This is a genomic window from Lentzea chajnantorensis (genome assembly GCF_054300775.1).
In genome coordinates, this window is record NZ_JBSDZT010000002.1 from 6,253,757 (window position 1) to 6,268,191 (window position 14,435).

At 72.8% G+C, this 14,435-nt stretch carries 8 protein-coding genes and 1 pseudogene; all 9 read right to left on the minus strand.

Going from position 1 to position 14,435, the window contains the following annotated elements; genetic code table 11:
• Window positions 1-198: 198 nt before the first annotated feature.
• A complete protein-coding gene (locus ACVDFE_RS30325) occupies window positions 199-1,323 on the minus strand; it encodes a glycosyltransferase (protein WP_458432831.1) in 1,125 nt (374 codons plus the stop codon).
• Window positions 1,320-2,090, minus strand: coding sequence for an alpha/beta fold hydrolase (locus ACVDFE_RS30330; RefSeq protein WP_458432832.1), 771 nt, complete (start codon window positions 2,088-2,090; stop codon window positions 1,320-1,322). Before ACVDFE_RS30330 ends, ACVDFE_RS30325 begins: the two co-directional genes overlap by 4 nt.
• A complete protein-coding gene (locus tag ACVDFE_RS30335; RefSeq protein WP_065918274.1) occupies window positions 2,083-2,343 on the minus strand; it encodes an acyl carrier protein in 261 nt (86 codons plus the stop codon). The genes ACVDFE_RS30330 and ACVDFE_RS30335 overlap by 8 nt, the downstream gene beginning before the upstream one ends.
• Window positions 2,343-6,008, minus strand: coding sequence for a beta-ketoacyl synthase N-terminal-like domain-containing protein (locus tag ACVDFE_RS30340; RefSeq protein ID WP_458432833.1), 3,666 nt, complete (start codon window positions 6,006-6,008; stop codon window positions 2,343-2,345). Before ACVDFE_RS30340 ends, ACVDFE_RS30335 begins: the two co-directional genes overlap by 1 nt.
• A complete protein-coding gene (locus tag ACVDFE_RS30345; protein WP_458432834.1) occupies window positions 5,996-7,990 on the minus strand; it encodes an SDR family NAD(P)-dependent oxidoreductase in 1,995 nt (664 codons plus the stop codon). Before ACVDFE_RS30345 ends, ACVDFE_RS30340 begins: the two co-directional genes overlap by 13 nt.
• Before the next feature lie 331 nt (window positions 7,991-8,321).
• Window positions 8,322-10,013 (minus strand): annotated as a pseudogene (locus ACVDFE_RS30350) (acyltransferase domain-containing protein); the annotation flags it as partial.
• Window positions 9,898-12,501: a beta-ketoacyl synthase N-terminal-like domain-containing protein gene (locus ACVDFE_RS30355; RefSeq protein ID WP_458432835.1), complete on the minus strand. Its 2,604-nt coding sequence runs from the start codon at window positions 12,499-12,501 to the stop codon at window positions 9,898-9,900. The gene ACVDFE_RS30355 and the pseudogene ACVDFE_RS30350, both read right to left, overlap by 116 nt.
• 293 nt (window positions 12,502-12,794) lie before the next feature.
• A complete protein-coding gene (locus tag ACVDFE_RS30360) occupies window positions 12,795-13,583 on the minus strand; it encodes a hypothetical protein (protein WP_458432836.1) in 789 nt (262 codons plus the stop codon).
• The gene (locus tag ACVDFE_RS30365; RefSeq protein ID WP_458432837.1) at window positions 13,580-14,434 is read right to left on the minus strand and encodes a protein-ADP-ribose hydrolase; all 855 of its coding nucleotides are present in this window, start codon (window positions 14,432-14,434) and stop codon (window positions 13,580-13,582) included. The genes ACVDFE_RS30360 and ACVDFE_RS30365 overlap by 4 nt, the downstream gene beginning before the upstream one ends.
• Window position 14,435 lies beyond the last annotated feature (1 nt).

The window sequence follows — 14,435 nt, forward strand, 5'->3', positions numbered from 1 at the left end:
CCGCGGTCGGCAGGTCGCGCGGCACCAGGTCGACCAGGTCGGCGTCACCGGCGTCCCAGGAGCCCTCCGGGTGGACACCGGTGGCAGTGACCAGGGCGTGCCCGCTCACGCCCGGCGCCAGCACGCGCAGTTTCGCCGCACGGGAACGCAGGCGCACGACGTCGACCAAGACGACCAGCACCACGAGCACGGTGAGGATCACCCCGCCACCACCTTCTCCAGTCGATCGGCGGCGGCTGCGGCGCCGCCAGCCGCTGTGAACGACTTCCGCACGAGCTCCGCGGCGGCCGCGTACTCCGGCTCGCCCAGCACGGATTCCAGTGCGCTGCGAATATCCGTCGCGCGGGCCCGCGAGTAGGTCAGCCGGACGCCCGCTCCGGCCGCGACGACCTGGGCGGCGACGGTCGGCTGGTCGTCCCGGATCGGCGCCACGACCAGCGGCAACCCGTGTGCCAGCGCCTCGCAGACCGTGTTGTGGCCGCCGTGCGTGACCACCGCGCTCAGGTGCGGCATCAGCGCGAGCTGCGGCACCGAGGGCTGCACCAGGACGTTGGCCGGCGCCGGTCGTTCGGGCGCCACCATGACGACCTGGACGTCGAGGTCGGCCACCGCCTCCACGGCCTGGGTGAAGAACCGCTCCCCCGCGGGGCCGTTCAGCGTGCCCAGCGAGATCAGCACGGCGCGGTCGCCGAGCCGGTCCCACGGGAACCGCGCCCGTTCCACGCGGTGGGCGAGCGCCGGCCCGACGAACGCCACCTCGTCACCGAAGTCACCGCGCACCAGCGCCTTCGAGCTGTAGACCAGCACCAGCAGGTCGGAGAACCGGACGTCGCCGCCCGCGAAGTCGTGCAGCAGACCCCGCACCCAGGCGTCGACCTTCGGCATCGTCCGCAGCGGGTTGACCAGCTCGGCCGAGGTCGCCGCGGACGTCGCCCACGGCACCCCGGCGTTCTTCGCCACGCACGGCCCGGCCAGCGCCTGCTGGTCCGCGACCACCACGTCCGGCGCGAAGTCCCGCACCGCCGCGGCGACGCCGGGCACCATCGCGTGGCCGAGCGGGATGAGGAACTCCTCCCAGAAGAACTTCAGCACCGCCATGCCGCGCAACGCGAGCCACCGCTCCCGCTTGGCCCGGATGCCGGTCTCCAGCACGTCGTCGATCGCCGGGTACACCACCGCGCCGTCGGGCAGCAGCGGTGCCAGCGTGCCGGGGTGCCCGACCCACGCGACGGCGTGGCCGCGGGCGAGCAGCTCACCGCCCACGGACGCGGTCGGGTTGACGTGACCGGTCAGCGGCGGCACGACGAACAGGAACCGGCTCATGACGGCAACCATTCGCAGAGGACGTCGAGCAGCTCGCCGGTGGCCTCGCGCAGCACGGTGTGACCGAGGCCGGTCACGACGTGCAGCCGGCAGGACGGAATCCGCTCCGCCAGCTCGGCCGCGGCGCCGACCAGCTCGGACTCCGCGCCGAACACGCCGAGCACCGGGCAGCGCACCTCGGTGAGGTCGAGCTTGGCACCGGAGCCGAGGTCGTCGATCAGCGTGGTGCCGTTGAGCAACGCGTTGGCGTTGACGGCGAGCTTGGCGATCTTGCGCTGCCCGAGGGCCATGAGCTGGTCCTGGGTGCGGTCGAACTCCAGGCCGAGTGCGGCCACGGTCAGCGTGTTCGTGATGTCCTCGAACCACGCATCGCCGACCACTCCCCCGACCGCCGACTCGACCAGCACCACACCGGCCACGCGGTCCGGCGACCGGACCGCGGCGTGCATGGCGACCACACCGCCGTAGCTGTTGCCCAGCAGGAACACCGGCTCGGTCACGCCGATCTCGTCCAGCACGGCCACGAGGTCCAGCGCGCTCTCCTCGGGCGTGTACCCCGACGGCGGGCGTTCGGACAGGCCGTGGCCGCGCAGGTCGAACAGCACGGTGCCGAAACCCCTGGCCGCCAGCGGAGCCGCCAGCGTGTAGTAGAAGCTGGACAGGTTGTCCATGACCAGGCCGTGCACGAACACGATGGTCGGCACGTTCCCCGTGGGCCCGAGCCGCTGCACGTGGAACCGCAGCCCGCGGGCGTGGACCTCAGACACGGGCCGTGATGTGGTCGACGAGCCGGCCCACGGACATCGCCATGATCTCGTCGATGTCCATGTCCGCGAGGAACGCCACGAGGTCGACGCCGTAGTGGGCGTTGAGCTTGTCGGCCAGCGCCACGAACTCGATCGACTCCAGGCCGAGGTCGTCGCTGAACGTGGTGTCCCTGGTGATCTCCACGCCCAGCAGGAAGTCCGGGCCGACCACCTCGGTGATGAGTTCCGCTACCTGCTGCAGCACCTCGTCCATCACTTCTCCGTCTTCACGCGTGCGGCGGCTTTTCCCTGTTCGGCAACGACTTCGAGCTGCGGCACCGCGAACGCCCCGCGCACCCGCGCGTCGGCGGACACGGTCAGCTCCGCGGGGTGGACCGGTCCGGCACCGCGGTTCCACAGCCACGAGCGCACGGCGTCCTTCACCGCGATCACCCGCAGCAGCCAGTCGCGTTGCGCGGGCACGTCGAGCCCGGCGTAGTGCGCCCGTTCCGCGGAGTTCAGGTAACGGCGCATGATCAGGTCGCGGGTGGCGCTGTCGGACCAGTTCTCGGTGACGCGCAGCCACCCGCCGTCCGGAGTGGACAGCATCTCGGTGCCGGGACGCAGCTTGACCCGCCAGATCCGGTCGTCGGTGGTGAACCGGCGGGTGGTCCAGCCGGTGATGCGGCACCACAGCGCCCCGGCCGCGGTCAGCTCGGCGTCGGCGACCATCGTCTGCGCGGTCACCTCGCGGATGCGGGCCGTGCAGCGGACGTCGCCGGTCGGCGCCGGGCCGTGGAACGACACCCGCTCGATCCCGGTCGGCAGCACGGTCTGGTCGACGGTGTGCACCACCTGCATCCAGTGGCCGATCAGCTGCCCGGCGCTGTCGAGCAACGCCCCCGGTGCGGGCAACGGCGTCAGCACGCCCGCGATCCCGTTGTCCGCCAGCGAGTCGATCCGCGTGACACCCGCGTACGCCGGACCGTGGAACATCCAGTTGTCCCGGTACAGCTCCTCGGCGCTGACCGGTGGCACGCGGGTGCCGTGCAACGCGATCTCCACCGGCTGCGGTGCCACGGGTGCCATCAGCACCACGCCCTCGGCGTAGTCGCCGACCTTCACCGCGACCCGGTCGGGCCCTTCGGAGCGTGCGCTGATCTTCACGGTCGTCGCGGGCAGCGCCGTGAGCCAGCGCTTGGCCTTCACGTCGGCGAACCCGTGCACGGTCCCGCCGGTGAGCCTGCGGGCGGCGTCGGCGAAGACCTCCAGCAGGCCGGTCGCCGGCACGATCGGGAACCCGTCCGCGAGGTCGGGCCACCCCGGTGCCTGCGGGAACACCGAATGGTCCACCAGCTCCGGCATGGTGCGCAACGAGAACTCGCGGGTGAACCCGGCCTCGCTGGGCCGCAGCGCACCGGCCACCTCGCGGGCGACGGCGTTGGTGTGGGCCAGGAGCTTGGTGACCGCGGCCGACACCGGGCTGTCGTCGGCGACCACGACGGGATCGGTGCCGAGCGGGTCGACGGTGATCTTCGGGGTGCCCAGCCGCAACCGCACCCGGTGGGAGGTGCCGCGCTTGAGGCCGAACGCCCACAGCGCTTCCGGGGCGATGTCGGCGTTCACGGCGAGGTGCGGCCGGTCGGACAGGGTGTCGGCGACGAACCCCGGCAGGCTGCCCTGGCCGACCTGGACGAACGCGCGGAACCCGGCGGAGTGCAGGCGGTGCAGCAGCGGCCGGAACCGGACCGGTTCGACCAGGTGCCGCAGCACCAGGTCGCGGACGTCCTCCGCGCGCATCGGTTCCAGTGAGTTGGCCGACCACACCGGAACGTCCGAGGTGCGGACCGGCAGCTGGTCGAGCATCTCCTTGGCCCGGCCCAGGTAGGGCGCGAGCGCGGGCGTGTGGAAGCCGGTGCGGAACGGCATCAGCTGCGCCATCACGCCGTTGGCCTTCAACGTCTCCAACACGGGTTCGAGCAGCTCGATCGGACCGCAGACCACCGACTGGTGCGGGCAGTTGTCGTGGCTGATCGTCACACCGTCGACCAGGTACTGCTCCGCGGTGTCCGCGGAGCAGCCCAGTGCGGCGTAGGCGATGTCGACCACCGCGACGGCGCCGGGACCGAGCGCGTCGACGAACCGGTCGATCGTCGGGTAGATGCCGCCGACGACCATCGCGGTCCACTCGCCCATGCTGTGCCCGGCGAGCGCTCCGGGCGTGATGCCCTGCGCCATCAGCTCGCGCGCCGCACGGCGGCCGTCCTGCAGCAGCTGCACGGCGTGGTCGACGACCTCGCCGGTGAACTCGCGTTCGAAGCCGGGGAACACGAACGCGACCTGGTCGGTGCTGCTCAGCAGCGGCTGCGGGGAGAACCAGATGTCGTGCCTGCCCGGCCAGGCCTTGCCCTGGGCGATGACACGTTCGGCGAGCTTGAGCCTGCGGTCGTCGGGGTTGCCGACGGCGAGCCGGAACGCGCGGTCTGCGGTGGAGGGCCTGCGTTCCCGCACGGCCTCGGCCAGCTCCGCAGCGGTGTCGGCGGCGAAGGTCATGACGGGCTTGCGCGGCCGGGCGACCGTGTGGCCGTCGAGCACGGCGTGGGCGTTGATCCCGCCGAACCCGAAGGCGTTCACGACCGCGCGGTGCGGGCCCTCCCAGTCGCGGGCCTCGGTCACCGGCGCGAAGCGGGTGCCGGTCAGCGCCGGGTGCGGCCGCTCGACGTGCAGGGTCGGCGGCAGCGTGCGGTGGTGCAGCGCGAGAGCGGCCTTGATCAGCCCGGCCATCCCGGCGGCCGGCATGGCGTGGCCGATCATCGACTTCACCGTGCCGATGCCGATCTCGTCGCCCTCGGCACCGAAGGCGTTGATCATCGTGGCGAGCTCGGCGGCGTCACCGGCGGGCGTCGCGGTGCCGTGCGCCTCCACCAGGCCGGGTGCGTCGGTGCGCGGGTCGAGCCCGGCGTTGGCCCAGGCCCGGTGCACGGCCAGGAGCTGGCCCTCGGGGTTGGGCGTCATCATGCTCGTCGCGCGGCCGTCGCTCGCGGTGCCGATGCCGCGGATCACGGCGTAGACGCGTTCGTCGCCGACGTCCTCCAGGCGCTTCAACAGCACCATGCCGACACCCTCGGACAGCAGCGTGCCGTCGGCGTCCGCGTCGAACGGCCGGATGCGCTCGCTCGGGCTCAACGCGCGGAGCTGCGTGAACACGCTCCACAGCGTCGGGTGGTGGCAGACGTGCACCGCCCCGGCCAGCATGGCGTCCGCGCGGCCCTCCTGGAGCTCGCGGACGGCGTGCTCGACGGCGACCAGACCGGACGCGCAGGCCGCGTCCACCGTGTACGCGGTGCCGCGCAGGTCGAACCGGTTGGCGATGCGGGAGGCGGCGAGGTTCGGCACCAGGCCGATCGACGCCTCCGGCTGCTCGGGGCCGAACCGGTCGCGGACCGCCTGCCGCACCGTGCCGAGATCCGCGCCGCCCAGTCCGGGGAACAGGTCGCGGACCACCGACAGCACCTCGTCGGCGAGCCGCACGCGCTGGTCGAGCCGGGCGCAACCGGGCGTGAGGTAGCCGCCGCGACCGACGACGACACCGATCCGCTCCCGGTCCGGCAGGGCGGTCTCGCCGCCGGCGTCCGCGATCGCCTCCGCGGCCGTGGCGAGCGCCAGCAGCTGATCGGGCTCCGCACCATCCACTGTGGACGGCATGATGCCGAACCTGGTCGGGTCGAACTCGGCCAGGTCGTCGACGAACCCGCCCCTGCGGCAGTAGAACCGGTCGCCGCTGGTGCTGTGCTGGTCGTAGTAGGTCGCCGGGTCCCACCGGCCGGGCGGGACCTGGCCGACGGCGTCCACCCCGGACGCGATGTTGCGCCAGAACGTCGTGGCGTCGGGCGCTCCCGGGAAGACCGCGCCGATGCCGACGATCGCTACGCCTCCCATCGGTAGACCACCTGCACGTCGTTCCCGGCGGCGATCTCGTTCAGCAGAGCGGCAACGCCTTCGTCGGGCTGGATCAGCGGGATGCCGCGGCGCTCGTACTCCGCGGTGAGCCCGACCGCCATGCCCGCGCCGGCCCAGGGCCCCCAGTCGACGGCGACCACCCTGCGCTGGGTGCCCCAGAACCGGGCCATCCGGTCGAGCGCGTCGTTCGCGGCGCTGTAGTCGGCTTGGCCGCGGTTGCCGAACACGCCGCTGACGCTGCCGAACAGCACGAGGAAGCCCTCGTCGAACGCCTTGGCACCGTTGACCTTCGTCGCCCAGACCCGGTCGAACGACTCCTGGGTCTTGTCCGCGATCAGCCTGTCGTCGAGCACACCGGCGCCGTGGACCACGCCGTCGAGCCGGCCGAACCGGGCGCGGACGTCGTCGAGCACCCGGCCCACCGCCTCGACGTCGGTGACGTCGCATTCGTGGTAGCGCACGCTCGACGCCGTGGCGCGCAACCGTTCCAGCGTCGCGCGCACCTCGCGTTCGGCGAGCACCCCGCGCGCCTTGGCGGGCACGTCGTCGGTGACGCCGAGCTCGAACAGCGCCTTGACGACCTCGGGTTCGGTCGTGGCGTGCGCGAGCCGGTGGTCCTCGGGTGCGATCGGGGTGCGGCCGATCAGCTCGACGTGGCAGCCGGTGCGTTCGGCGAGCGCGACCGCGGCCAGTGCGGTGATGCCGCGGGCGCCACCGGTGAACAGCACCACGCTGTCGGCGTCCAGCGACAGGGTCCCGCTGGGCAGCTCGGTCGCCACGGCGTCGAGCACCTGCCGGCGACCGGCCTGGTGGCCGACGACCGCCGGGCCGGGACCGAGCTCGGCGAGCAGCGCGGTGGCGATGTCGCGGTGGCTCTCCTTGGGGTTCACGTCGACCGCGCGCACCACCAGCTCCGGGTGCTCCAGCGCGGCGGTGCGGACGAGCCCGTGCAGGCCGATGTCCGCGGGCAGCTCGTCGGCGGTGTGGTCGAAGCCGAACGTGCCGCCGCCGGTGGTGACCACGACCAGGTGCACACCGGTGGTGACGCAGGCCTTGACCTCGCTGAACGCCTCCGGCAGCCGGGCGCCCAGCCGCACGACGACGTCGACGCCGGTCAGGTCGGCGGGGAACGACGGCTCGACGCGCGGGCGGGCGGTGTGCTTCTCCAGCAGGTCGGCGAGCTCCAGGCCGATGCCGTTGTCGTCGACGACCAGGACGGTCCTGCCGGTGAGGTCGACCGGTTCGGCCGGTCCGGCGGGGACGACCTGCGGGACGCGCCGGACGAGCTTCCCGCCGGTCACCGTGCGCGCGGGCCGGTCCGGCACGGGCTGCGGGGTGGCCTCGCCGAACCAGCCGACGATCCCGTCGATCGTCTTGAGCTGCGCCAGCTCGTCCACCGAACCCGCTGCGCCCAGCTCCTGCACCAGCTCGCCCACGATCTCGGCCCGTTTGATCGAGTCGATCGACAGGTCCGCTTCCAGGTCCAGTCCCGGTTGCAGCATCTCGACGGGGTAGCCGGTCCGCGTGCTGATCGTCCGCAGCACCACGGCCCGCACGTCCTTGCCCGGCACGGCCACCGGGGCGGCGGCACCGAACCAGCCGACGATCCCGTCGATCGTCTTGAGCTGCGCCAGCTCGTCCACCGAACCCGCTGCGCCCAGTGCCTGCACCAGCTCACCGACGATCTCGGTGCGCTTGATCGAGTCGATCGACAGGTCCGCTTCCAGGTCGAGGCCCGGTTGCAGCATCTCGACGGGGTAGCCGGTCCGCGTGCTGATCGTCCGCAGCACCACCGCGGCCACGTCTTCCTGCTGCGGCACCACGAGTTCCGGTGCCTTGACCACGGCGTCGACCACCGGCATCGGCGGCGGGACGGCCGCGGGCACGGTGCCGAGGTAGCTCAGCAGCACGTCGCGCTGCGCGCTGACGGCGTCGCGCATGCCGTCGAGGAACTTCTCCACGATCTCGTCCCGGCCCAGGCCCGGCCCGAGCCGCAGGGTGGGGAAGCTCGGTCGCGGGCCGCAGCCCACCGGGCAGTGCGTCTCCGTTCGCGTCCCGCACGAGACCTCCGTCCACGTACCACTTCGGCCGCGGCGGCACGGCCGTGGCGGGTTCGGCCCTGTCCTCGAACAACGGCGCGGCGTCCACCTCGACACCGGCGACCGCGAGTGCGGCGAGCGTGCGCAGGAACGTCACGTGGTCGTCGCAGCGCAGCGCCCGGTGCGGCCGGTCGCCGAGCGTCCGGCCGACCAGCGCGGTCAGCACCCCGCCCGGCCCGGCCTCGACGAAGATCCGCGCGCCCGCCGCGTACATCGACTCGACCTGCTCGGCGAACCTGACCCGGCCGGCGAGCTGGTCGGCCAGCCCGGTGCGGACGTCGGTGTGCGGTGCGGCGGTCACGTTCGACCACACCGGGAACCGCGGCTCGCCGACCGGCACGGCCGCGAGCTCCTCGGCGAACCGGTCCCGCGCCCCTGCCATCAGCGGGCTGTGGAACGCGGCAGCGACCGGGATGGGTTTGACGGTCAGGCCGGCGTCCCGCAGCAGGGCGACGGCGTTCTCCACCGCGGCCGTCGGCCCGGAGACCACGACCTGGTCGGGCGCGTTGTGGTTGGCCACCACCACGTCCGGCGGGAGCAGTGCCTCGACCTCGGCCACCGGGGCGGTCACCGCGGCCATGGTGCCGGGGTCGTCGCCGGCCGCGTCGAGCATCGCCCGCGCCCTGGCCGCGCTGAGGTCGAGCAGGTCGGCGTCCTCGACCGCCCCGGCGGCGGTCAGCGCGACCAGCTCGCCGTAGCTGTGACCGCCGGCCAGGTCCGGCCGCACGCCGACGGAGTCGAGCAACGCGGTCACGGCCAGCCCGGCGATCCCGAGCGCCGGTTGGGCGTTGCGGGTGTCGGTGAGCTCCGCGCGCTGGCGTGCCACGTCGTCCGCGGTCAGTGCGGCCAGCGGGAACATCACGCGTTCGTAGCGCGGGTCCACCAGCTCCTGCAGCCACGGGAACGCCGTGACCAGGTCCAGCAGCATGCCCGGTCGTTGGCTGCCCTGGCCGGGGTAGAGGAACGCGACCTTCGGCCGTTCCCCGTTCCGCAGCAGCACGACGTCCGACGCGCGCCACGCCTCGACGTCCGCCAACGCCCGGCTCAGGCCGTCGTGGTCGCTCACCACGAACGCCGCCTGCACCGTGCCGTTACCGCAGGCGGCCGCGAGGTTCCGCAACGGCGTGCGGTCGTCGACCAGTGCCCTGAGCCGTGCGGCTTCCCGTTGTGCTGCTTCGGGGTTCTCGCCGCGCACGAGGAACAGCTCGGCCGGCCACGCGGTCAGCCCGTGCCGCGGCTCGTCCGCGCCGGTGTACCCGGTGAGCACGGTGTGGAAGTTGGTGCCGCCGAAGCCGAACGCGCTGACGCCCGCGACCCGGTCCCGCGCGGCCCAGGTGCGGTGGCCGAACGCGAACGGGCTGGTCCGCGCATCCCAGAAAGCGTTGGGCCGCTTGACGTGCAACGTCCCCGGCCGGATTCCGGTGTGGACGGCCAGTGCCGCCTTGATCACCCCGGCGAGCCCTGCCGCGCACTTGGTGTGCCCGATCTGCGACTTCACCGAGCCGATCGTGCAGCTGCCCGGTTCGACGCCGGCGAACATCTCGGTGAGCGCGGCGAGCTCGGTCCGGTCGCCGACGACGGTCCCGGTGCCGTGCGCCTCGACCAGGCCCACGTCCCGCACGGACACACCCGCCGACGCGTACGCCCGGCGCAGTGCCCGTTGCTGGCCTTCCGGTCGTGGCGCGGTGAGCCCGAGCGAGCGGCCGTCGCTGGACGCGCCGATGCCCTTGACGACCGCGTAGATCCGGTCGCCGTCGCGTTCGGCGTCCTCAAGCCGTTTGAGCACCACGCACGCCACGCCCTCGCCGAGCGCGATGCCGTCCGCCGCCGAGTCGAACGTGGCGCAACGGCCCTGGGCCGACAACGCCTTGACCGACGCGAACATCTGGTAGTCGTGGGCGCTGTTGTGCAGGTCGACGGCACCGCACAGGACCATGTCGCTGGTGCCGCCGACGAAGCTCCTTGCACGCCACGTCGAGCGCGGCGAGGCTGGACGCGCAGGCCGCGTCGACCGTGTAGTTCGCGCCGCCCAGGTCGAGCCGGTTCGCGACCCGGCCGGCGATCACGTTGCCGAGCACGCCGGGGAACGAGTCCTCGGTCAGCGCGGGCAGGTGGTCGTCCAGGCCCTTGACGCCCAGCGCGGGCAACGCCGTGCGGACCGTGTAGGCGTTCGCGAGGTCCGCACCGGCCTCGGCGCCGAAGATCACCGAGGTGCGTTCGCGGTCGAACACCCGCGTGGCGTACCCGGCGTCCTCCAACGCCCGCGCGCTGACCTCCAGTGCCAGCAGCTGAGCGGGTTCGATCGAGGTCAGCGACGCGGGCGGGATGCCGTAGGCCAGCGGGTCGAACGCCGTGCGCGGGAGGAACCCGCCCCAGCGGAACGGGCTGCCGTACCGCTCCGGCGACCACCGGTCCGGCGGGACCTCGGTGATGGAGTCGGTGCCCGCGAGCACGTTGGCCCAGAACTCGGCCACGTCCCGCGCACCCGGCATGATCGCGGCCATGCCGACGATGGCGACGTCCAGCGGCTGAGCCGTCCCGTCGGCGCGGGTGTGCTCCGGCAGGACGCCGGAGACGATCTCCTCGTGCAGCGCGGCGATCGTGGTCCGCTCGGATCGCAGGGTCGCGACCTGGCCGATCATGAACATGCCCTCGCGGCGCTGCTCGTCCTCGCCGACCTCGACGAGCCCGTCGCCGGAGCGCACGAGCCCTCGGCTGGCCAGCCGCAACCGGCCCAGGTTGAGCTGTTCGAGCCGTTCCCAGCTCTCCTGCCGGGGCAGGTCCGCCAGCTCGGCCCGCGCCTGCTCGAACGTGTCCACATAGGACGTCTGCGCGCACCGGACGGCGTGACCGGGCGAGGTCTCCAGCAGCGCCGTGTCCGCGCACTCCAGCGCGACCTGCTGGAACACCGGCTGGATCGCGCCGTGCTCGACGGCCTCCTCGGTGAACAGGTAGGCCGTGCCGACGAGCACGCCGATCGCGGCACCGCGAGCGGCGAGCGGGGCCGTCAGCGCGTCGACCATCGCGGCCGACCGGGCGTCGTGGACACCGCCCGCGAACAGCGCGACGACGCCCTCCTCCCGCCCGCGCAGCACGTCGATCTGCTGCTGCCACAACGTGAAGCTGGTCCGCGGCCCGGTGTGCCCTCCGCACTCGGAGCCCTCGAAGACGAACTTGCGCGCACCCTCGTCGAGGAACCGGCGCAGCAGAGCGGGTGACGGGACGTGCAGGAACGCCTCGATCCCGGCGTCCTCCAGCTCCCGCGCCTGGGCCGGGGTGCCGCCGGCGACGATCGCGTACCTCGGCCTGGTCCTCAGCACCGCCGCCAGCTGCCGGGCCCGCAGCTCCGCGGGCGCGAAGCCGAGCAGACCCACGCCCCACGGCCGGTCGCCGAGCTTCCCGGCGGTCGCCACGAGCAGCTCGTGGACCTGCTCGCCCTCCATCAGGGCGAGCGCGAGGAACGGCAGCGCACCGCCTTCCGCCACCGCCGCGGCGAACGCGGGCTGGTCGCTGACGCGGGTCATCGGCCCCTGGGCGATCGGGTAGCGCAGGCCGGGAACGCGGTCGCAGAACGGCCCGCCGACGCGGATCGAGCGGTGTTCGCCCGCGTGTGCGAGATTGTCGCCGATCGCCCGGTCAATGGCCCCGACGACGCCTCCGACGGTGCCGAACGAGGTGCGGTTGAATTCCGCGAACGCACCTTCCTGGCCTATTTCGAGAGCGTTCTGCCGAACATGAACACGCACGCCTTCACGGACAACGGTGTCGGCGCCGTCCATCACGCTGATCGCGTTGACAAATTCGCCGGAAATATGTTTTCGCGCTTCGCGCACGAGTGCCAGCTGGCCTTCCAGCACCACCCCGCGCGCACCGCCGGCGACGGCCGCGGCAGCCGTGTCCGCACCGATGCTCCCCCACAGCCAGACCGGCAGATCGGTCAGCGCGATCACCTGCTGGAGCAGCACGAACGCGGGCGAACCACCCACTCGGCCGCCCGCCTCGGCACCCTTCGCGACCAGGCCGGTCGCACCCCACCCGATCGCCGCAACCGCCTCCGCCACCGAGGTGACGACCACCAGGACACGGCGTTCGCCCAGTTCAGAGCGGTCGGGAACGGGGTCGGCCAGGTCCACCACGACCGTGTCGGCGGCCTCGGGCAACGCGGCGGTCAGCGGCCCGCGCACTCGCACCCCGAACGTGCCGGAGTGCCGTGCGCGGACCCGGGAGAGGTCTCTGACCGCGTGCGGCCCGAGGTCGAGCACGCCGAGGCCACCCGCCCGTTCGGCGGCGACCACGAGGGCCGGGTTGGGGGTGCCGAACGGACTCAGGCACAGCACCCGTTCAGGATCCGACAGCATGTCCACTGCGCTCACTTCCTCACCCTGCAGGGTGGGGAGAAAGGAATTCAGCTTGCGTTCCTACTGGCCGGTACGGTTACTTCGTGATCACCGTACGCACAAACCACAGGTGCCGTCGAGGGGGGTGCTGAAACTTTCTCACGTACGTAACCTGGCGAATGAAGCCGAACGGCCGGGTCTGGTACTCCGGATCGGTGATGGTGCGACGTGCTATGGCCTCCGAGGTACCGGTCCGACCGCTCGTCCGCGCGAAACACCCGCGTGATCCCGGTCGATGCCGCCAGTTCGTCGAACGGGAGCCGAGCTCCTCAGGCCAGCACCTCCGCGACGTCGGCCCGGATCGACGCCGCCCGCCCGGCCAGGTCGCCGGGCACCTCCGCGTGGTCGCGGTTGATCCGCACCAGCCGTGCGTGCGGAAGACCGCGCACCAGCGACTCCACCGGCCGGCGGATCACGGTGGGCGTGCTGAACCCGGCCCCGATCTCGACGACGACCAGCTTCCCCGCCGCCGCCAGCCACTCGCGCAGACGGGTGCCGTCCGGCTCGTAGTGGTCGGGCACGTACTCGGGTCCCTTGTGCACGTTGAGGAACACCGCACCGCCACATCGCGGGCACGCCGGGACCGCCGAGGTCTCCCCGGTGTCCGGGTCGTACGCCGCCAGTGCCGCCTCCACGACCGGCCGGCTCTCCCAGGTTTCACGGGTGCACGGCGTTTCGCACTGGTAGCGCCCGTAGTCGCCCTGCGGTGACCAGACGTCGGCGAAACCGTTGCGCGCGAACAAACCGTCCACGTTGGAGGTGAGGACGAAGTTGTCCTTCCCGCCGACGACCTCGCGCAGCCGGGTGTAGACCGGGTTCGGTGCCGGGGCGAAGCGGATGTCGTCGACGTGCACCGCCCAGTAGCCCCACAGCAGCCGTGGCGGCAGCGGCAACCCGATGAGCTGGTAGCGGGCCCGCAGCCCAGTGCGGTGCAGCACGGGGAACAGCTCGGCGAACCGTTCGGTGTCGGAGTAGTCGTACCCGGCCGCCGCCGACAGCCCCGCACCCGCCGCGACCAGCACCCGGTCCGCATCGTCGAGCCAGCGTTCCCAGGTCATCGCAACGCCTTCCGGTAGGCCGTGTCGTCGTCGCCGCTGAAGGTCGTGAAGACGACGCGGTCGAGTCGCCCGGGGTGGGCGGCGAGCCAGTCGCGGACGACCTCGACGGCGATGTGCGCCGCCGGCTGTTTGGGGAAACCGAAGATGCCGGTGCTGATCGCGCAGAACGCGAGCGTGCGGATCGTGCCGACCTCGGCGGCCAGGTCGAGGCACGACCGGTACGCGTCGGCCAGGGCCTGTTCGTGCGCGGGCTTGACGGTGCCGCGCACGATCGGCCCGACGGTGTGCAGCACGAACCGCGCCGGCAGGTGGTAACCGCGGGTGATCTTCGCGAGGCCCGTGGGTTCCGGTGCGGCCTGCGCGGCCATGATGCGGTGGCAGTCCTCGCGCAGCCGCGGGCCGGCGGCGGCGTGGATCGCGTTGTCGACGCACGGGTGCATCGGCTGGAAGCAGCCCAGCAGGGCGTCGTTCGCGGCGTTGACGATCGCGTCGGCCCTGAGCAACGTGATGTCGCCGCGCCACACGGCGATCGGTGCGGCCAGCCCGCCCGCGTCGGCAGGCGCGCTCTGCTCGCGTTCACCGCCGAGGACCGCGTCGAGCACCGCCTGCAGGTCGGGAGCGACCGGGGCGGGTTCGCGCACGGTCAGCAGCGACCGCAGCAGCAGGCGGCGTTCGGCGGGACCGCGCGGGAGGGTGGGGCGACCCACCCGCGGGTCCTCGCCGAGCAGCCGCAGCGCGAGCCCGGTCAGCTCGTCGAGGTGACGGGCCGGTGCGGGCGGGCGGAGCGGGTGGAACGGTTCGTCGAGCGCGACCGCGTCCCGGTAGTCGCGCAACGGCAGTGCGGTGATCACG

Excerpts from the sequence above, each read along its gene's own strand:
- ACVDFE_RS30325 (WP_458432831.1), bottom strand. The coding sequence starts at position 1,323 with ATGAGCCGGTTCCTGTTCGTCGTGCCGCCGCTGACCGGTCACGTCAAC.
- ACVDFE_RS30335 (WP_065918274.1), bottom strand. The coding sequence starts at position 2,343 with ATGGACGAGGTGCTGCAGCAGGTAGCGGAACTCATCACCGAGGTGGTC.
- ACVDFE_RS30340 (WP_458432833.1), bottom strand. The coding sequence starts at position 6,008 with ATGGGAGGCGTAGCGATCGTCGGCATCGGCGCGGTCTTCCCGGGAGCG.
- ACVDFE_RS30360 (WP_458432836.1), bottom strand. The coding sequence starts at position 13,583 with ATGACCTGGGAACGCTGGCTCGACGATGCGGACCGGGTGCTGGTCGCG.